General features: G+C 30.8%; 12 protein-coding genes. 8 read left to right on the forward strand and 4 right to left on the reverse strand.

Going from position 1 to position 21,925, the window contains the following annotated elements; genetic code table 11:
• Nucleotides 1-5: 5 nt before the first annotated feature.
• From Q0049_RS02945 to Q0049_RS16635, 5 genes are all read left to right on the forward strand, one after another.
• A complete protein-coding gene (locus Q0049_RS02945; protein WP_298116399.1) occupies nucleotides 6-1,229 on the forward strand; it encodes a peptidoglycan DD-metalloendopeptidase family protein in 1,224 nt (407 codons plus the stop codon).
• A gap of 106 nt (nucleotides 1,230-1,335) precedes the next feature.
• The gene (pgi, locus tag Q0049_RS02950) at nucleotides 1,336-2,985 is read left to right on the forward strand and encodes a glucose-6-phosphate isomerase (RefSeq protein ID WP_298116401.1); all 1,650 of its coding nucleotides are present in this window, start codon (nucleotides 1,336-1,338) and stop codon (nucleotides 2,983-2,985) included.
• A 184-nt stretch (nucleotides 2,986-3,169) separates the two neighbouring features.
• On the forward strand, nucleotides 3,170-5,905 hold the full coding sequence (locus Q0049_RS02955) for a carboxypeptidase-like regulatory domain-containing protein (RefSeq protein ID WP_298116403.1): 2,736 nt from the start codon (nucleotides 3,170-3,172) through the stop codon (nucleotides 5,903-5,905).
• 105 nt (nucleotides 5,906-6,010) lie between these two features.
• Nucleotides 6,011-6,433 carry a hypothetical protein gene (locus Q0049_RS02960; RefSeq protein WP_298116405.1) on the forward strand — a complete coding sequence of 141 codons (423 nt, stop codon included), beginning with the start codon at nucleotides 6,011-6,013 and terminating at the stop codon, nucleotides 6,431-6,433.
• Nucleotides 6,434-6,565: 132 nt separating this feature from the next.
• Nucleotides 6,566-7,108: a septal ring lytic transglycosylase RlpA family protein gene (locus Q0049_RS16635; RefSeq protein WP_367178934.1), complete on the forward strand. Its 543-nt coding sequence runs from the start codon at nucleotides 6,566-6,568 to the stop codon at nucleotides 7,106-7,108.
• Here the strand turns inward: Q0049_RS16635 and Q0049_RS02970 are convergent, their stop codons facing one another.
• Nucleotides 7,109-7,576, reverse strand: coding sequence for a CYTH domain-containing protein (locus tag Q0049_RS02970; protein WP_298116407.1), 468 nt, complete (start codon nucleotides 7,574-7,576; stop codon nucleotides 7,109-7,111). It lies immediately after the preceding gene.
• An 88-nt stretch (nucleotides 7,577-7,664) separates the two neighbouring features.
• On the opposite strand from Q0049_RS02970, the gene Q0049_RS02975 reads away from it, so the two are divergent.
• From Q0049_RS02975 to Q0049_RS02985, 3 genes are all read left to right on the forward strand, one after another.
• Entirely contained in the window at nucleotides 7,665-9,689 is a 2,025-nt protein-coding gene (locus Q0049_RS02975) for a recombinase (RefSeq protein ID WP_298116409.1), read from the forward strand.
• 4 nt (nucleotides 9,690-9,693) lie between these two features.
• Nucleotides 9,694-10,776 carry a DNA polymerase IV gene (gene dinB / locus Q0049_RS02980; protein WP_298116411.1) on the forward strand — a complete coding sequence of 361 codons (1,083 nt, stop codon included), beginning with the start codon at nucleotides 9,694-9,696 and terminating at the stop codon, nucleotides 10,774-10,776.
• Between the two features lie 84 nt (nucleotides 10,777-10,860).
• Nucleotides 10,861-11,376, forward strand: coding sequence for a PAS domain-containing protein (locus Q0049_RS02985; protein ID WP_298116413.1), 516 nt, complete (start codon nucleotides 10,861-10,863; stop codon nucleotides 11,374-11,376).
• A gap of 67 nt (nucleotides 11,377-11,443) precedes the next feature.
• Here Q0049_RS02985 and Q0049_RS02990 read toward each other — a convergent pair whose 3' ends face one another.
• The 3 genes from Q0049_RS02990 to pyk all read right to left on the reverse strand — a co-directional run bounded on the left by Q0049_RS02990 (nucleotide 11,444) and on the right by pyk (nucleotide 21,925).
• On the reverse strand, nucleotides 11,444-12,199 hold the full coding sequence (locus tag Q0049_RS02990) for a Bax inhibitor-1/YccA family protein (protein WP_298116415.1): 756 nt from the start codon (nucleotides 12,197-12,199) through the stop codon (nucleotides 11,444-11,446).
• A 217-nt stretch (nucleotides 12,200-12,416) separates the two neighbouring features.
• Complete coding sequence (locus tag Q0049_RS02995) at nucleotides 12,417-20,165, reverse strand: hypothetical protein (RefSeq protein WP_298116417.1); 7,749 nt, start codon at nucleotides 20,163-20,165, stop codon at nucleotides 12,417-12,419.
• 329 nt (nucleotides 20,166-20,494) lie between these two features.
• On the reverse strand, nucleotides 20,495-21,925 hold the full coding sequence (pyk, locus tag Q0049_RS03000; protein WP_298116419.1) for a pyruvate kinase: 1,431 nt from the start codon (nucleotides 21,923-21,925) through the stop codon (nucleotides 20,495-20,497).

Here is a 21,925-nt window from a genome sequence, read left to right on the forward strand (position 1 = left end):
CACTATTGAAAAAAATAGCAATTATTTTATTGGTTCTACTATCACTATATTCTTGTAAAAATCAACAGGAAGAGTATGTTATTGAAGATATTGAACCCTACAAACCAATAGTAGATTTTGGTTTCAAATATGATGATTTTAATGTTCATTATGATACTATTGGACATCAAGATACATTTGAAAGAATTCTAAAAAAACAAAATCTTAATGGTAAAAAAGCTTCAGAAATTATAAAAATTGTCAAAGATTCTTTCCCAACACAAGTACGATTTAAAAGACCTTATGTTTGTCTTCGTTCTAAAGACAAATACAATAAACTTCAATATTTAATTTATCAACCTAATAGATTAGACTATTATTTAATTGATTTAACCGACTCAATAGTTGGTTTCAAAAAAGCACGACCACTTACATACAAGATAAAAACAATTGCAGGAAAATTAAGTGGTTCACTCGCGGCAACACTAAGGAATCAAAAAATTGACGCTTCATTATCAAAAAAATTAATGAAAGTTTATGCTTGGTCTATCGATTTTTTCCGACTCAAAAAAGGTGATAAATTTGCAATTTCTTTTACAGAAAGATATATAAACGATACACTCTATGATGGTGTTGATAGTTTAAGAGCTTCTTTTTTTGAATATAAAGGAGAAAAAATTTATGCTTTTCCATACCAAATAAATAATAATAGTAAAGTAGATTATTACAACGAGGAAGGAAAAGCTTTAAAGAACTATTTTCTTAAAGCACCATTAAAATTTATTAATATAACTTCAAGATATTCTAAAAATCGTTTTCATCCAGTGCAATTAAAATGGAAACCTCACAAAGGAACTGATTATGCTGCGCCTACTGGCACACCAATTATGGCAACAGCAACAGGAATAGTTGAAATGGCAGGTTATACCGCTGGAAATGGTAATTTTGTTAAAATTAAACACGACAAAACTTATTCTACTCAATACCTTCATATGTCTAAAATTCTTGTAAAGCGAGGTCAACATGTTAAACAAGGAGATGTTATTGGAAAAGTTGGAAGTACAGGTTTAGCTTCTGGACCACATGTATGTTATCGTTTTTGGAAAAATGGTGTTGAGGTTGATGCTCTCAAATTAAAACTTCCAAATTCTCAACCCATGGAAAGTAGAGATTTGCCAAGATTTAAAGAACAGATTCGTCCATTAAAAAGAGAATTAGATAGTATTGCCGAAATTGAGTTTGGAAAATAATTTTTTCCAACTACAACGTTTTCATAGATTTTTGGGCTCCAAAATTTGATTAGACATAGTTTTATCTGTAATCTTTTAGTTAATTTTGTGCATCAAAAATTTAAAGATGGCACTTCAAAGTACAAATCCTACTTCTACTTCTGTTTGGCAGAAATTACAGAATCATTTTTCTAAAATGCAAAACAATTCTATTAAAGAAATGTTTGAAAATGATGCTACAAGAGCTGAAAAATTTCACATCAAATGGAACGATTTTTTAGTAGATTATTCTAAAAACAATATCAATAAAGAAACAATTGATTTACTTTTAGAATTAACTAAGGAAGTAAATTTAAAAGACGCTATTGCAAAATATTTTCAAGGTGATTTGATTAATCAAACAGAGAATCGTGCAGTTCTTCACACCGCATTGCGTTCAAAAGAAAATCAAACAATTTTAGTTGATGGCAAAAACGTAATGCCTGAAGTTTTTGATGTAAAAAGAAAAATAAAATTATTTTCAAATGAAGTAATTTCAGGAGAAAGAAAAGGTTTTACAGGGAAAACATTTACCGATATAGTAAATATTGGAATTGGAGGTTCTGATTTAGGTCCAGCAATGGTAGTTGAAGCTTTACAATATTATAAAAATCATTTAAACCTCCATTTTGTCTCTAATGTTGATGGCGACCATGTAAATGAAGTTATAAAAAAATTAAATCCCGAAACTACTCTTTTTGTAATTGTTTCAAAAACATTTACTACACAAGAAACATTAACAAATTCTGAAACGATAAGAACATGGTTTTTAAAATCAGCTAAACAAGAAGATGTTGCAAAACACTTTGTTGCAGTTTCGACAAATATTCAAAAAGTAACCGAATTTGGAATTGATTCTAATAATATTTTTCCAATGTGGGATTGGGTTGGAGGACGATTTTCACTTTGGTCAGCTGTTGGATTGTCAATAAGTTTAGCCGTTGGATTTGATAATTTTGACAATTTATTAAAAGGAGCAAATGAAATGGATGAACATTTTAATGAAGCAACTTTTGATAAAAATATTCCTGTTATTTTAGCACTTTTAAGTATTTGGTATAACAATTTTTTTGGTGCAGAAAGTGAAGCATTAATTCCATATACTCAATATTTACAAAAGTTAGCACCATATTTACAACAAGGAATTATGGAAAGTAATGGAAAAAGCGTTGGACGAGATGGGAAAACTGTAAACTATCAAACGGGAACAATCATTTGGGGTGAACCTGGAACAAATTCACAACACGCATTTTTTCAATTAATTCATCAAGGAACGAAATTAATTCCAACCGATTTCATTGGGTTTGTAAAACCATTGTATGGTAACGAAGACCACCATAATAAATTAATGTCAAACTATTTTGCACAAACTGAGGCATTGTTAAACGGAAAAACTGCTGAACAAGTAAAGTCTGAATTTGAACAACAAGTAATTTCAACTGAAAAAGCTAATTATTTATTACCATTTAAAGTTTTTACAGGAAACAAACCCACAAACACCATTTTAATTGACAAGTTAACTCCTCAGTCTTTAGGTTCTTTAATCGCTTTGTATGAGCATAAAATATTTGTTCAAGGAATTATTTGGAATATATTTAGTTATGATCAATGGGGTGTTGAATTAGGTAAACAACTTGCAAATTCAATTTTAGAAGAAATAAATACGTCTGAAGTCAATAAACATGATAGTTCAACATCTTTCTTGCTAAAATATTTTTTAGATAAAAAGCTTGGTTAACATTAATTTTTTGTAAAATTACTACAAAATAATTGTTTTTTGTAGTAATAATTTAATTAAACTGTTAAATCAAGTATTTTGAATGTGAAATATTCAATAAATCTTCATTTGTTAACATTCTCTTAACATTGTTTTGTATTAAAAGTTAGAGTTTTGCAAAAAATATAACTCAAAACAAAACAACATGAAAAATTTTAAACACAGCATGTATTCTGTTTTATTTCTTTTGATGACAACAGTAATGTTTTCACAAGGAAAAATTAAAGGAACAGTTGTTGACAATGAACTAGGTGGATCTTTGCCAGGTGTAAATGTTAAAATTAAAGGAACTACTAGCGGAACATCTACAGATATAGATGGAAAGTTTCAATTAAATTCTACTACAAATTCTGGTCAAGTAGTAATTACTTTTATTGGATATAAATCAATAACAGTTGATTATGCTGTAAGTAATGGCCAAACTGTTGATTTAGGAACAATTAAATTATCTTCTGATTCTAGTGAAATTGAAGAAGTAGTTATCATTGGAAAAGGAGTAATCGATTTAGCAAAAGATAGAAAAACTCCAATTGCGGTTTCTTCTATTAAAGCAAACGAAATTCAAGCAAAAATAGGTACTGCTGATATTACACAAACTATGGTAAACACACCTTCAGTTTATGTTTCAGGTCAAGCAGGAGGATTTGGAGATTCTAGAATTTCTGTTCGTGGTTTTCAACAAGATAATACAGCATTTTTATTAAATGGTCAACCAATTAATGGAATGGAAGATGGAAAAATGTATTGGTCTAACTGGTCAGGAATGGCTGATATTGCTAATGCAATTCAAATTCAAAGAGGTTTAGGTTCGTCAAAATTAGCAATTTCTTCTGTTGGAGGAACTGTAAATTTTGTTACTAAAGCTACAGAATTAAAAGAAGGAGGATTTATGTCAATGGGTGTTGCAAATGATGATTATTTTAAATCAACAGTTGCATATAACACAGGTATGAGCAAAAAAGGTTGGGGTGCAAGTTTCATGATTTCTCACTGGCAAGGTGATGGATACAATGAAGGAACTAGAGGTGAAGGTCAAAACTACTTTTTATCTGTAGGATATAAAGCAAGTGACAAACATAGTTTTAACTTTTTAGTTACTGGCGCACCGCAATCACACGATCAAAATTTTACTAAAAGAATATCTGATTATTTAGGTTTTGGAAGAAAATATAATAATAATTATGGTTATTTAAATGGTAAATATATTTCTGAAAGAACAAATTTCTATCACAAACCTGTAGCAAACTTCAACTGGGATTATAAAATCAACAGTAAAATGGATTTATCTACTGTTTTATATGCATCTTGGGGAAGAGGTGGAGGAACTGGAAATTACGGAAGCGGAAAGAAAAGCATATCTGAATTAAATCCTTACACAGGAACAAACCAAAATACATATATTGATTTTAATCAAATTTATGCTAACAATTCTGCAGATGCTGATGGAATTGGTTCGAGTGCAAATTATGCAATAAGAGCATCAATGAATAATCATGCTTGGTACGGTGTAGTCTCTAATTTAAAAACTAAATTAAATGAAGATTTATCTTTAAATTTAGGTTTAGATTTAAGAACTTATCATGGAGATCATTACAGACAAATAACAAACTTTTTGGGATTAAATGGATGGACTGAATCAAGATTTTTGAGAGATAATAATCATGTTATTCCTTCGCCAAATACTTTGCCTAGTGCAACAAATACTGTAACAGAATCATACAATATTGATCCTTGGCATGCTTTTTTTAACAAAGCTGCGGATAATCAGAAAATAGATTATGATTATAGTGAAACTATTACCTATGGTGGCGTTTTTGGACAATTAGAATATTCTAAAGATAATCTTTCAGCTTTCTTTCAAGGTTCTGTTTCTAATCAATCTCATCAAAGATTTGATTATTATGATTATCAAGAAGATTTTCAAGACTCAGAAAAAGTTACAAATCTAGGTTACAACGCAAAAGCTGGAGGAAGCTACAAATTTGGAGTTAATCACTCGGTTTATGTAAATGCTGGTTTTTATAATCGTCAACCTTATCATGATAATATTTACTTGAATTTTACTAATGAGGTTAATGAATCTACTTCTAATGAAAAAATTCTTGGTCTTGAAGCAGGATATAATTTTAAATCAAAAAGATTTAACGCTAGTATAAACGCTTACAGAACTACATGGGAAGATAGAGTTGTATCTACTTCAAGAGTAATAACTGCTTTAACAGAAACAATAGGAACAACAACATTAGTTCAAGGAGATTTAGTGTACACCTCTAATTTAGGAGTTAAACAACAACACACAGGTTTAGAGTTAGATTTTACTTATAATCCTATTAATAAATTTGATGTAAGAGGTTTTGCTTCTGTTGGAAATTGGGAATATAAAGATGATGCAGTTTCAAGAAGATTTGATGAAAGTAATAATTTATTGGACGAAACAAGAACAGATGTTGATGGAGGAAAAGTAGGTGATGGAGCTCAAACAACATGGGGTTTAGGTGCTAAATATGAAATAGTAAAAGGACTTTCAATTGATGCAGATTGGAGAAATTATGATAAATTATATGCTAATTCTGGAGCTATAAAAGACAACTTAGAATTACCATCATATGATTTAGTTGATGCAGGAATTACTTATAAAATGTTGGTAGGAAAAGACAATAAGAACTCTGTTGTTTTCAGAATCAATATGAACAACGTTTTTGATGAAGTTTACTTATCTGAAATTACTGGAACTCCAATTAAATCTTCAGCTTTTTTAAGTGGAACCTCTGGACCAACTTACCAATCAGCTGGAAGAGTCTACAAAGGGATAGCTGATGGAAACCAAGGTTACTTCGGTTTCGGAAGAACTTGGAATGTTTCATTACGTTACAATTTCTAAGTTAAACAACTTTAAAATTATACTTAAAAAACGGCATTCTTAACTTAAGAGTGCCGTTTTTTTATTCTTTTTTTCTATATTTGTTAAAATAAAAAATATATTTTCATGTACAATTTCATTCAAAAATTTCATTCTGGCTGGGCTTATTTAGCTCTGCTATTACTTTTTGTTGCTGTTATAAATTCATTAATGGGTTATTTGTCTAAAAAAGAGTTTCTACCAAAAGATAGAAAAATAGCACTTTTTGCACTAATTGCAATTCATATCCAATTGGTAGTTGGTTTAATTTTATATTTTGTTTCTCCTCTTGGTAAAGACAGCTTAGGAAATATGAAAGACGCTGCTTTAAGACTTACTTCGTTAGAACATCCTCTAATAAATATTATAGCAATAGCATTAATTACAATTGGTTGGTCTAAACACAAAAAAGGAACAACAAGCGAAGCTAAATTTAAACCTTTGAGTTTTCTTTATGCAATTGGTTTACTTTTGATTTTAATAAGAATACCATGGTCAACATGGTTGTAAAAATATAAGTCCTGAAAAGGACTTTTTTTAGCCAATAACTTGATTAGGAAATGTTAACTAAAGATAAATTTATCTGCCAAAATTCAATTAAGGTATAGTCTTTGTTAATCAGTTAAATTTAAAACTTTAATTATGCAGAAATTCATATATACTTCATTTGTTTTGTTTTTTGTTTTATTGTTATCAAGCAGTTTTATTGATAATAAAGGAAAACAAGAACCAAAAAAACAGGAACCAAAAAAAATTGAAGTAAAAAAACAAGAAGTAAAAAAAGTTGAAGAAACTAAAAAAATTCTTGATACTGTTAAAGAGAAAACAGTTGCTAAAACCGAAATTAAAACAGATACTATTGTTGAATATAAAGGAAAGTTTAAACCTTATAAGAAAAACGCTCATGCTTCCTATTATGCTGACAGATTCCATGGAAAAAGAACAGCTAGTGGAAAAATATTCAACATGAACGGATTAACCGCAGCTCACAAGAAACTGCCTTTTGGAACAAGAGTTAAAGTTATTAATGAAGCAAATGGCAAAATGGTAGTGGTTGAAGTAATCGATCGCGGACCATTTGTTAAAGGTCGCGAAATTGATTTGTCTAAGAAGGCATTTATGGCTATTGCGGGAAATAAAAATTCTGGAAATGCAAAAGTTACTTTAGAAGTATTACAAAATTAATTACCAACTTTTAAAAGGATATCGGCTTAAATAAGCGTTGTAATATCGTTCGTCATTCGTTACTTCATTTCCAAGCCAATTGGGTTTTAAAATTGCTTCATTTTCGTTTTCTAATTCGATTTCGGCTAAAATTAATCCATCGTTTTCTCCATGAAAAACATCAATTTCTATGGTATGACTTCCTGATTTTACCTCATATCTTGTTTTTTCAATAACTCCTTTTTCACACAATTTTAAAAGAGATTTTGCCTCGTCTGCAGCTATTTCTTTTTCCCATTCAAAACGTGAAACACCACTTTCACTGCCAATTCCTTTGATTGTAATAAATCCTTTATCTCCTTTTATTCTGATTCTTACGGTACGTTCGGGTTTTGAACTTAAATAACCTTGTGCAATTTCATTTTTAATGGAATATTCATTTAAAAAATCTAAAGAAGTAACTAAATATTTGCGTTCTATTTCTATCATTTCGGAATTCAATTGATGTTAAATTTAGTACCAAGTTAAGAAAATTCTAACTTTGATATTGTATTTTTACAATAATTATAAAGTTATTATGAATTTACGCCACAAAATAAAATCTCAAATCACGTTAGAACAGTTATTTGAAAAAAATCTGACTCATGTTTTTAACGAATCTAGAAATGATTTGTATTTTCTTGTGGATTTAGTTCACCTTTTTCGTCCAAATAATCCAAAAGCGATTGAAACAGTTTCAATTTCAAAGTTGATTAATTTCTTAAAAGAAAATCCTTCTCAGAAAAACTTTTTCAATAATTATTTATCAGCTATTTTACAAAACAGAAAGTTTACCAATTTTTTATCTGATGCTGGAATTCTACAAAATACCGATTTTATATACGAGGTTAAAAAACGAATTTTTGCTAAAATATTACCTTTTCAACCTCAAGAAGATACTTTAGAATTTGTTTTAAACCAAGTTTTTTATCGCAGTTCAGATTCAGTTTGGGTAACTAAAATACCACAAGCAGAACTTAAAGAACTATTTGAACTTATTGATTTGTCTGATATTTATGTTACAACAAATGAAAATACTCCTCTGTCAGAAATTATGAGTACAATGGGGTTGCTTTCGCAAAGAATGAGTGGTCATGCTATGGATAGCGAAGTTATTATGATGACACCAGAATATAGCAATCAAGAAAGTCCATTTGTTGCTTTAGAAAAAGAATTGTATACAATTTTTAATCAAATTAGAACTTCCGAAAAGCATTACATTACGACAGATAACGAAAACTACAAACAAGCTTTAGTTCTCCATAGACAGTGCGATGAATACATTGACAAAGCTTTCGGCAACAGCTCGAAATTCGGGATATCCTTGCGTGTAAATCAAAGTTTACTCAAAATTAGACAGCAATTGTACCGATTGAAGATTTTACTACCTCTTTTAACAGTTAATAATCCTTCCGAAAAGATTGGTAATACTATTAATTTGGCTTTAAAATTAATTAAATACAATTGTCATAAAAATAATATCCGTCAATTAATAGGTGAAAGCACGCAATTAATTTCTTACGAAATAACGCAGCATACAGCTAAAACAGGTGAACATTATATTACAGAATCGTCAAAAGAATATTTCTCTATGCTAAAAGCTTCTGTTGGTGGTGGAATTATTGTTGGATTACTTTGTATCATCAAATTACTATTTTCAAAAGTAGAAACTAGTGGCTTTGGTCATGCTTTTTTATACAGTTTGAATTATTCTTTTGGTTTCATAGTAATCTATTTATTAGGATTTACCTTAGCCACAAAACAGCCTGCAATGACGGCTTCAACGATTACAACTGCTTTAGATTCTGGTATGAAAAAAATGACTAAAAACGAAAGCAAACACAGTTCTTTTGCTCATTTATTTGCAAGGTTGTTTCGCTCACAATTCATCGCTTTTGTTGGAAATGTTCTCATTGCTTTTCCAGTATCTTTATTGATTATTTGGCTTATTGATGTTACTTTTGATGTAAATATTGCTTTTGAAAAATCTAATAAAATTTTAACCGATTTAAATCCAGTTCAATCTGCGGCTATTTTTCATGCTGCTATTGCTGGTGTTTTTCTTTTCCTTTCCGGAATTATTTCAGGGAATGTTTCTAATAAAAGCAAGCACAATAATGTTTATTATAGAATTCAGGAACATCCATTGTTAAAACTCAGTTTAGGGAAAGAACGGACCAAAAAAATTGCCAATTGGTTTGAGAAAAATTGGGCTGGAGTGGTTTCTAACGGTTGGTTTGGTGTTTTTCTAGGAAGTACAGCTTCTCTTGGATTGTTTTTTGGTTTAAATTTGGACATTCGACACATAACTTTTGCAAGCGGAAATTTTGCTTTAGGATTGTATGGTCAGAATTTCTTTGTGGATGGATGGACTATTTTTTGGTCAATTTTCGGAATTGGAATTATAGGATTCATGAACTTTATTGTAAGTTTTTCTCTTTCTTTAGGATTAGCATTTCGTTCTAGAAATATTCCAATTTCTGAAATTTCACTATTGAACAAAGCAATTTGGAGTTATTTTAAAGAAAGGCCAATGGCTTTTTTCTTTCCTGTAAAAAAATAAAGTAATGGAACAAGAAGTTAAATATCGAAAAATAATTCACGTCGATATGGACGCTTTTTACGCTTCTGTGGAACAAATGGATAATCCTGAATTGAAAGGAAAACCATTAGCTGTTGGCGGAAGTGAGGTTCGAGGCGTGGTTTCTGCAGCAAGTTACGAAGCTAGAAAATTTGGTGTAAGAAGCGCCATGAGTGGCATTCAAGCCAAGAGAAATTGTCCCGATATTATTTTTGTTCGACCAAGATTTGACCGCTATAAAGAGATTTCTAATAAAATAAGAAAGATTTTTCACGATTACACCGATTTGGTTGAACCACTTTCGTTAGACGAAGCCTATTTAGACGTTACTCAAAATAAAAAAGGAAATCCGAGTGCCACTTTAATAGCTCAAGAAATTAGAAAACGAATTTTTGAAGAAGTTGGATTAACAGCTTCGGCAGGAATTTCAGTAAATAAATTTGTTGCCAAAATTGCAAGTGATTATAACAAACCTAACGGTCAAAAAACTGTAAATCCTGATGAAGTTGAAGATTTTTTAGAGAAATTAGACATTAAAAAATTCTATGGAATAGGAAAAGTAACTACCGAAAAAATGTACCATCACGGAATTTTTACAGGAAAGGATTTGAAATCTAAAACCAAAGAATATTTAGAACAGCATTTCGGAAAAAGTGGTGGGTTTTACTACAATATCGTTCGCGGAATTCACAATAGTGAAGTCAAACCTAATAGGATTTCTAAATCGGTTGCAGCCGAACATACTTTTAATGAGAACCTGACTTCAGAAATATTCATGTTAGAACGTTTAGAACGCATTGCGGCCGAATTAGAGAAGCGTTTAAAGAAATATAACATTTCTGGTAAAACAGTTACATTAAAGATTAAATACAGCGATTTTACTACCCAAACAAGAAGTAAAACCTTACCTTATTTCATTTCAGATAAAGGTTTGTTGTTTGAAACAGCAAAAGAATTACTTTATCAAGAACGAATGAAAGATTCAGTTCGATTACTCGGAATTTCGCTTAATAATTTGAATACAGAAATAAAGAAAACTGTAGTTGTTCAACTGCGTTTTGAGTTTTAAAAAAGATTGAACAAAAGTTAATCTTTAAATTAAAGTGTTTGGTTTTAAAAAATCATTTTAGATTTGTCCCAAATTGATTAAAAAATGAAACTTTCAAATTACGAAAATGCAGTTGCAAAGCATTACAAGAGTTTGTCTTTGTCTACTTTTCCGTTAACCTGTTGGGATTTTTATTCTAAAAGTTTCGACAAATTTAGACTAACGCTTTCTGATGCTAATTTATTAAATAGAATTGTGAAAGATAACAAATGGAACACCACTTGGGATTACAAAGAAGAATTAACAAGCGATACTGTAATTGTAGTTACTGATGCGCAATTGTCAATAGTTTTTGCTTCCAAAAATATGGTAGAAATGAATGGCTATACTCCAAATGAAGTCATTGGGAATTCACCAAAAATGTTTCAAGGTAAACTTACCAATGATAAAATATCCAAAGAAATTAGTGAAGCAGTAAAAGCAAAGCAACCTTTTGATAAAGTTATTTTAAACTATTGCAAAGATGGAGCTTTATATAAATGTCACATCAAAGGATTCCCTGTTTTTGATACTAAAGGTAAACTTATTAATTTCATAGCTTTTGAAAAAATTGCTGCTTAGGTTGTAAAAGATACATATAAAAAAAGCGTTCAATTTTTGAACGCTTTTTTTATGTGTAAAATGATGATTAATCTCTACTTGATAATTTTGATAACAATCTCAAGAATTCAATGTATAACCAAACTAAAGTTACCATTAATCCCATTGCACCATACCATTCCATGAATTTTGGCATTCTTTGATGTGCTCCTTTTTCTATTTGATCAAAATCTAGAAATAGGTTTAAAGCTGCAATAACAATTACAAAAACACTAATTCCAATGCTCATCATGGAATTTCCATAATGTACAGGTTGAAAACTAGTAAACATTGATAACAACCATGATACTAAATAATAAACTCCAATAGCTAAAGTAGCTGCAATTACTACTGATTTGAATTTTTCAGTAACTTTTACAATGTTGTATTTGTATAGTGCAAAACAAACTAAGAAAGTAACAAATGTTCCACCAACGGCTTGTATTACTAATCCTGGGTAACTTGCTTCAAAGAAAGCAGAAATCCCTCCAATAAATAGACCTTCAAATAAAGCATAAGCTGGAGCTAAATAAGTAGAAAGTTGCGGTTTAAATGATGAAACTACAACTAAAATCAAACCAACGATAGCGCCACCAATAGTCAAAACAATTGGATTATAACCGTTAAAAGCTAAAGTCCATGTGATGAAAGCAGTTGCAACTAACAGCATCAATAAAATAAAACTTTTATTAATTGTTCCTGAAACCGTCATTGTTTCGTTATAATCTATAACACTAACGTTGTCATTTGCAGCTGAAGTGTTAGAGAATGTTTTTGTCTTAAAAAACGGGTTTTTTGATTCCATAATTAATCTAATTTAGTTGTTCAAATATACTTTTTCTTTTGAAATGTAAAAAGGATTATCAAAATATTTAACTATTTCAATAATCCTTTGGAAATTTTTAGTAATAAAATTTTATCACAAAAAACCATTATTTTTTTATCATAATTCTTATTTAATACATAATTATTTTTTAATTCAGGTTTAGACCTTGCATAAGTATTTTTATTGTAAACTGTAATTAGGGAATAACTTTTTTATAAACCACTTCTTTGTTTAGAGTTGTTATTCTAAAGAGCAACATTTCATGCAACATTCCACTAGTTAAGCGTAATTCAGTATTTTGAACATTTTTTTTGTCAATTAATAATTTACCAGATGTATCATATACTTGTACTTGATCAATTACAATATTTCCAGCATTAATAACAATATCGTGATACTGTTTGTAGATTACAATATTTTCTGAATTATTTATTGGTTGAACTTTAGATAAGGAGTTTTTATAGACAATTTCAAATCGAGAATTAAAAGTACCTGCTTGAGTTACAAAATTATAATTAGACTTGCTTAAATTGTGAATAGTATTTGTTAAGTTATCTTTTAGATAAATAGTTTGATTTGTGTTTAAAAAATATCCATCAACATTGTTAATTGAAATTGCGTAATTACCAGCATTAGCTGACTTAAATCCTAAAGGAACAACATCATTTACATCAAGCGGAAAAGGTCTGGCTTGTATAGAGTATAGTTCATTATTTATTAATGAAGTTAGAGAAGTTGGACTTTCTTCAAAAAGCTTTCCATCTAAAGATGAATCAAAACCATTAGTAGCTTTTGGCATATATGCAATCATCGTTTGACAAAAAATTTCAGAAGTGGAACTTGTTAAATTCAACCAAATTCTATTTCTATTTAATGTATTCGTTTTGAAAAATTGATCAGCAGAATTTGAAATCCTCATGGAATTATTAAAAGACAATTGAGATGAAGTTGATTTAGCTATAAAGCCTTGTCCAATTTGAATAATTCCATTAGGTACTAAGTTTAATGGATCACCAATATTAGAGCTTGTCCCAACACCTCCAGCTAGAGTATAAGTTGCATAGGATGTTGAAGCTGAACTATTTGATTTTCTCCAAAAATAAAGTGCTTCTGTTAAATTATTAGACAGTATAAAATCATCAGCGTTAATAGGTGAAGGATAAGGATTTCCAACAGCATTATAGGTGTTAGTATCTACAGCAACATTAACATCACCATTATTTAGTACACCACTAAAAATTCCAGTCCAAACAGTAGGAACTAATGGATGATTATTGGGAACTCTAATTAAATATCCACTACCAATACTAAAATTTGTTGTAGATGGAGAAGCAACTACAGTGTATAAGTCACTAGCAGAATTGTAAGTATAAAATCGATTAGAAAGTGTTTGTGCAGAGAAAGATTGCAGTTGTTGTCCACTAACTGGTGATGCCCATAATGTATAATCCAAACGCATTAAAGGATTACTATTTCTTTTGACAGAAACAATACCTGAGTTAACAGTATTAGAATTTTGGATTAAATTGGCATTATTGTTAAAGGTTAGATTGCTGCCAGTTTCCACAAAAACTCCTCCATTGAGTGTAATTGTATCACCAGATTGAATGACAACTGTTGCATTATTAGTAACTGTTAAATTACATGCGCTAAAACTTCCAGATTGTGAATAATTTCCAGTAAAAACAACTGAAGTAAATCCGTTTGGAAAACCATTACTCCATGAGTTTCCATCCCATATTGTTGAAAGAACGTTTAGAGTAACAATTGGTGAACTTACAGATGGACAAACACCGTTAGCAACTATAGCTCTAAAATATCTAGTTACAGTTAAATTTCCAATAAAGGAACCTAAAAGAACTGATGTTGTTTCTCCAGAGATATCTGTAAAATTTATACCATCGTTCGAAGATTGCCATTGAATTGAGCCAGTGCTTCCTGTTAAAGAAATGTCACTGGGTGTTGTCCCAGAACAAACCAATTGATCTGATGAAATTGTACCCACAACAGGAATTGGGGTTACCGTGAATGTTGTTGGAGAATTTGCTGTTCCTGAACTTGTTGTAACAGTTATAAGTCCTGATGTTAATCCAGTTGGTGCGCTCACGATTATTGTATTGGGTAAAATTGAGATAATTGTTGCTGATATCCCGTTAAATTTTACACTGACTGCTCCATTGTTTAAATTAAATCCAGTTATTGTTACTATCTCTGTTCCAGAGGCGCAATAATTTGTAGGATTGAAAGCAGTAATTACTGGGATTAAATCGAATTCATCAGCTCCAATATCTGGAGATGTAGTATCTCGTGTATTTCCGTCATAATCGTCGGTATATCCTGCAATTGAAACACCTCCAGCATTTAATGAGTTAGGGACAGAACTATTGATATGTAGAAATTGAGAGGAGTTTCCATTAGTACTGATAAATGTAGTATTTTCAGAAACAGATAAACCGTCTCGAGTTACCATTCTAGTTTTATATGCAGCTAAAGTATTATCTGTATTAGTTCCGTCTGTATATATTGAAGTTCCAAAGAATGAGTTATTATTAGATGATGTGGAATAAGATGTTAACGTTGTAGATGACCTTCTGTAGGCAACCGCTAAGGCTGAACCGTTAGGTGTAGATCTATTTATAAATATATTATTTCGTAATGTAGTTGTAACTGCAGTGTTTACAAATATTGAGGAACATCCAAAAACAGCACCACTGCTTATTGCATCTAATAATACCGTGTTGTAATAAACATTTACACTACTACCTGCGCTTATGTTTATTCCTGTTATTGGGTTTGTAGCGTTTGACAAATTGGCATTTAAATTTCCTATTAAATTATTATAAATATAAGTAGTACTGGCAGTTCCAGAACTTAAAATTCCAGAAACATTAGGATTTGTAGCGGTACTTGTTAGATTATAAATTTTATTTTTAAAAATATTTGCACTTCCAGTGGATGTTTTGTTTATTCCAATAACTGTAGGATTTATGCCACCATCGCTGTTAATGTTATTAACATTATTTCCAGATAGGGTTACAGTTGTACCAGTATTATTTCTTATTCCATACAAATTACTTCCTCCAGTTCCATTTAACATAGAAACGATATTATTTGTAATTATTTTTACGCCTGTTGATGTTGCTAAATATATACCGTAAATGTTACCAATTGTTGTCGAATTACAATTTAAATTATTGATATTATTATTTGAAATTGTTTCATTTATACCAGCTGAAGTGCTATATATACCATAAAGATTTCCTGCAACATTTCTGTTAAATGCTGTAATTGTATTACCAATAACATTTAAAGTAGATGCAGCACCCCAATTAACTCCTGATAATATTCCAGTTGAAGTTGATAAAGTAAAGTTTTGTAATGTATTTGAATTAATAGATATTGCGTTTGAAGATGTTCCCGTTGCATTAATTATGCCTACTAAATTACCCGTTGACGAGTCTAAAGATATGTTTGAAATAGTGTTCGAATTTATGGCACACAAATTAGTAGCAGTTGAGGAGGCTTGAAAATAAATCCCTGTAAAATTTCCAGCAACACTACTGCCTAAATATGTTGAAGTTCCTGTTGAAGTATTGTTATTATAGCCTATAGTATTTCCTGTTATTTGCGTATTGTTTCCATATGTAGAGTTTGCAAAATAAATACCATATACTGTTGCTGCTGATGTAAAAGTTTGTGTTGTAGTTTGATAGATTTTATTGGAGTTAATATTCCAATCCGTATTACCTGTTATAGCATAAATTGCAGCTGCTCCTGAGCTTAAAAAATAATCATACAAATTACAATTAGAGATGGTAATTCCGCTATTGGCAATAGTAGATGAGGATGTAGATCCGCTACTGTATATTAGTCGTGAAGGTAAATTTATTCCTGATGGGCCAATAGAACAGTAAGAAATAGTGTTGTTGTCATTTCCTGTCGTTATTCCATTTCCAAAATGAATTACTCCTCCGGCAGTACTAAGAGTCGCAGTCATTGAACCCAGAATGGTACAATTAGTAATAGTGTTATTGCTGGCATCTGCCGTAAAAAAGACTGTTGAAGTTCCTGAGGTTGACGATGAAGTAGTGTTTGAAAGAGTTAATGAAAAATTTGAATCATTTATTCCGTCAATAATAACATTATCTGCGCCATTGAATCTAATTAATGGATTCCCAGCTGTTATTGCTCCCGTTATTATTCTGTTTCCAATAGGTCTGATTGTTAAAGAGTTCCATAAACCTTGATTTAATGTTGCAGAAAAATTCCCTTCGTTTGTGTCTCCTCTAACTGTTATTATAATATCTGAACTTGTTTGTGATCCACCATTTATTGCTATAAAAGCACTTCCTAAAGTAGTGTAAGAACCGTTTCCATATAAAGCGCCACTTACAATTACAGCACTTCTGTATTGTATACCTTCATTTTCGTATGCACCGATATCGGGTGCAGTTCCTGTTCCTATATAGCCAGAACCACCTTGACGAATAGTTCCTACAAAATCATCTGGTATTGTTGAAATGATTGTTCCAGAACTCTCTATAAATGTAGGAAAAGAAGCATCAGGTTTAAGAAAATTACTATTACTACCAACAATACTTAAAAAAGTTATGTTTTCTGAAACAGAATTTATTTCTCTTGGGCCAACTTTTGATTGAAATGAGGCTAAAGTTTGACAGTTATTTGTATTGTCAAAATATATTAGATTTGAAGCATTAGGAGTTCCAGCATAGAATAAATTAGAATTTGAGGTTAAATCATAATTGGTAAATGCAGTATTGTTTCTATAATAAGCCATTGTTTTACCAGTTCCTTTAGCTGTAGATGTATTAATAAATATATTGTTTTTCAAAAGTAGTTTCGCACTAGTTGACGTTGCATTTGTAGCATGATAAAGTGCTTCAGTACCAAAATTAGTACCTGTTGAGGTTGTATTTATATATATTGTATTATGATACAAATTATACGAAGCATTTGCTGTAGATGAATTTACTGAAATACCTCTAATTGCATGTAGACTGGAAGAGGATTGAGCTTTCAAATCACTAATTAAATTATTGGAAGCTGTAACTGAAGTTGCTCCAGTAATGGATATTCCATTAACTACTCCTCCATTAATAGTACCATTTTGAGATAAATTGTAAATTTTGTTTTTTGATATTGAAATCAAAGTGCCACCACTGATTAATAATCCATTAATTGTAGGTCCAGTTGTTCCAGTGGATGAAATTGCAAAAATTGTATTTTGAGACACCAAATGATTACCTGCGCCACCTGATATTTGAACCCCTGAAATCGTAGCAGTTGCACCAGAGGACGAAAGTGTGTTAATTGTATTTTGACTAAAATTTATTAAGTTACTTGAGTTTGAGTTAGCTATGCCTATTACATTTGCCCCAACAATAGATGAGTTTAGTCCAGTAATAGTGTTAGAATTTATTGTAAATAAACTGGAGTTTCCGGTAGAACCAATAATAACTCCTGTTATTGCCGCTTGCCCTGCTAAGTTGGATATAGTATTATTACTTACACTTGATGTTGAACCAAATCCGTTCAGTGACATTGCAGTAATTGCACCTGATACAGAGCTCAAATTATTAAAAACATTTCCAGTAATTGTTTTTGAAGTTAGTCCTAAATCTCTTTGATTCCAACCTGATAAAATTGTGGTTCCTATTACTGATATGTTGGAAAAATTATTGTTATTATTCACAATTGTTGCGGTAGAATTTGAAGTAGCTGCACTTAAAAAGATGGTAACTGTACCACCAGAACCATTCTTTAAAAAACTTCCAACAATTGAATTATTTGATACTATTTGTGAACCTAAGTTTGGTAATGCAACACTATTTGATATAAAAGTAATATTGCCAGTTGTGGCTATACTCAAATTAGTAAACGAATTATTACTTATGTTTTGTGATTTAGTTGCAAAAGTATTTGAAATGAAGTTGTAAACCGAACTTGATAGAACTAAATTTGAAATTCCTCTAATGTCATTACCTTGAATATTTAAGGACGTTAAGGATGTTCCACTAGTGTTGTAAATGCCAAAAAATGTGCTAGTTGAAGCTGCAGTATAATTTGCTAATTCAGCAGTGGAGTCTCCAAGTTTATTTGAATTTATTGTTATATTTGAACTTACCGCGCCAGCATTTAAAATTGCTGTTAAATTTGCATTTGTGGAGCTTATAGTGAAGTTTCTCAAGATGTTATTAGAAATTGATAAACTACTCGCTGCTATACTGTTATATAAACCTCTAATTACTCCAGAGCCACTAAGAAATGCTCCATCTATAACATTAGAATCTATAGCGACAGGAAAACCAATTCCTCCACTGTTAAAAATACCATAATACAGAGAGGTACTCGTGCCATAAACTGAATTGTTTAGGATAGCATTATTAGTTATTGAAATTGAACCAGTTGCGGTATTACATATTCCATAAAAGCTACATACTCCAGTTGTAGTAGTTCCTAGAGTTCCTGCTGTTATTGAATTGGGTGTGGTTTGACTACCAATTGTGTTTGAATTTATTATGAAATTCCCCAAGGTTCCGGAACTAAAGATGCCAATAATTGAATATCCATTTGCTGAACTTCCACTTGTACTTATTCCACCTATTAAGTTGTTTTGAATAGTTGAAGAAGTGGTAGTGGAGACATAAATTCCTTCAATTCTTGTAGCGTTAGTTGAAATGGAGTTAATTACAATAGCACTATTTAAAGTATTACTTCCTATTATATTACCTGAGGTTGTGCCTAAATTTACAGTACCAGATAATACCGATATACCTGTAAAAACTCCAGGTGAGGATGTTGTTCCGCTGGTTGTTGAAAAATTTATTCCCGATATTATATTACCTTGTAAATTTGAAACTTGACTACCACTTGTTAATTCAATTCCTCTAAAAGAAGTGGCAAAATTTCCATTATAAATAGTGTTTCCAGTTCCAGAAGAGTTAGCATAACCAACAATATTATTAGTTATGTTGTAGTTTCCTCCTCCTGGAGTAGTAATTCTAATTCCTCTGTGAGTTAATGCATTTGCATTAGATGTTCGTGTAGATGTTTGGATAAATTTATTATTTGAAATTGTCCAACTTGTACTATTTGAAAATATATATATGCCCGTAGAAGAAACCGTACTGTTAAAATAATCTTGAATAATACAATTTAATATGCTATTATCACTGTTGTCAATTGTTAAGGAAGTTCCTGCAGAATAAATTGCATTGGTTGGTAAATTTGTTCCTGCAGGATTAATTATGCAATTTGATATTTGATTAAAGTCATTACCTGTTACAGTTCCTGTTGAAAACAATATAGTTCCAGAACTTGCAGAGGTTGATGATCCAGAAATAGTGCAATTTGAAATAATATTATTTGATGCATCACCAATAAAACGAATTGTTGAAGTTGCAATTGTTGCTGAAACTGTGTTATTGATTAATTGTAATGCATTACCAGTCGTATTTAATCCATTAATTGTAACATTATCAGCTCCATTAAAATTGATTAAAGGGCTTCCAGCAGCTATTGATCCACTAATAGTTCTTAAAACTCCACCACTTGGAATTATTTGAATGCTTGAGTATAATGCTGACCCTGAGCCACTGGCATTTAAAGTTGCTGTAACGGTTTCAGTTGTGTTGCCGGTAACAGCAATATTTATACTGCCTTTATGAATGCCAGAATTGACAGAATCAAAAGCAAGTTTTAATGTAGTATAGTTTGAAGGTCCGATAGTTCCAGATGTAGCAGTAACTGAGATTTGACTGTAAGATGATAAGTTTATAAAAAATAAAAAAACAATAGTCGTTAATAATTGTTTCTTAATTTTAGTATTACAGAATAGACAAATCACAAAAAATTTATCAAATTGAAAACTAAAAAATGAATTTAAAAACATCCACTTGAAAATATAATTATTAAAGTTTTTCATAACTAAAGATTTTAAAATATGTGTTAGGTAACTGGATTATCACAAATTTCACAGTTGTTTATCAAACTGCGATTAATTAAATATACTCTTGTAGTGTTAAGAGTTTTCGCTTAGTTTATTCTCTTTTTTTGGAATTAGAAAAATATAATTATAACTATGACAACAAAAATAGTTTTTAAGATAACAAAAAATTAAATACGCAAAAAAAACCGTTTAATGACACACAAAACCGACAAAATACACTAATATTATTTTAGTTATTGTTTATAACGAAAAAAACCTCGTTTCAATTAAGAAACGAGGTTCAGTATGAAAAATTGAATAGGAAACTATTCTATCTCAGAAATTCTCAAAGTATTTACCATTCCTTTTTCAATTACTGGCATCGCTGCAAGATTGATTAAAATATCACCTTTTTTAACATATCCATTTTCTTTAGCAATATAATTAATGTCATCTACTGTGTCATCTGTACTCACAAATTTATCGTAGAAAAAAGCATTTACACCCCAAAGTAAGTTCAATTGTGTTAGAATTCTTCTGTTAGAAGTGTAAACTAAAATATGAGCTGATGGACGCCAAGCCGAAATCTGAAATGCAGTATAACCACTATTGGTTAAAGTTGAAATTGCTTTTGCTTTAATATCATTCGCCATAGAAGCTGCATGATAGCAAATAGATTTAGTAATAAAACGTTTGGTTCTAACTTGTGGCGGCGTTAGAGGAACTTGAATTAGCGGAGAATCTTCTACTGCTTCAATGATTTGCGTCATTTTTTCAATTACTTGAACTGGATAATTTCCAACTGAAGTTTCTCCTGATAACATTACTGCATCTGCACCATCCATAACCGAGTTGGCAACGTCATTAACTTCCGCTCTTGTTGGAGTTAAACTTGTAATCATTGTTTCCATCATTTGTGTTGCCACAATTACAGGAATACGAGCCGTTTTAGCTCTGTGAATTAATTTCTTTTGAATCAATGGAACTTCATGTGCCGGAATTTCAACGCCCAAATCTCCTCGAGCAACCATCAAACCATCGCAAAAAGCAACGATTTTATCAATATTTTCAACTGCTTCTGGTTTTTCAATTTTTGCTATAATTGGAATTTTGTGATCAGAATTTTTTGCAATTAAATCTTGCAATTCTTCTAAATCAGCTGGAGTTCTTACAAACGATAAAGCTATCCAATCGACATCATTTTCTATAGCAAAAAGCGCGTCTTTAATATCTTTTTTAGTCAATGCTGGAAGAGAAACTTTTGTATTTGGAAGATTTACTCCTTTTTTAGATTTCAATGGTCCACCTTGAATAACTTTACATTTTACTTCAGTAGTTCCATTAGTTTCAAGAGCTTCAAACATTAATTTTCCGTCATCCAAAAGAATTTTCTCACCCGGATTTACATCTCTTGGAAATTCAAGATAGTTCATGTAAACTCTATCTTTTGTTCCTGGAACGTCTTCTGCGGTTTGAAATGTAATAATATCTCCTGGATTTACAACAACATCTTCACTCATCACACCTACACGAAGTTTCGGACCTTGTAAATCGGCAAGAATTCCTGTAGTATAACCGTATTCGGCATTTAATTCTCTAATAATATCGATTCGTTCTTTAACATCAGTGTAATCGGCATGAGAAAAGTTAATTCTAAATACATTTACTCCTGCTTCAACCATGTCTCTAATGACTTCTTTTGAACTACAAGCTGGACCTAACGTGGCTACAATTTTAGTCTTTTTTCTTGTTGGCAT

It is taken from the genome of Flavobacterium sp. (assembly GCF_027484205.1).
In the GTDB taxonomy this organism is placed as follows: Bacteria; Bacteroidota; Bacteroidia; order Flavobacteriales; family Flavobacteriaceae; genus Flavobacterium.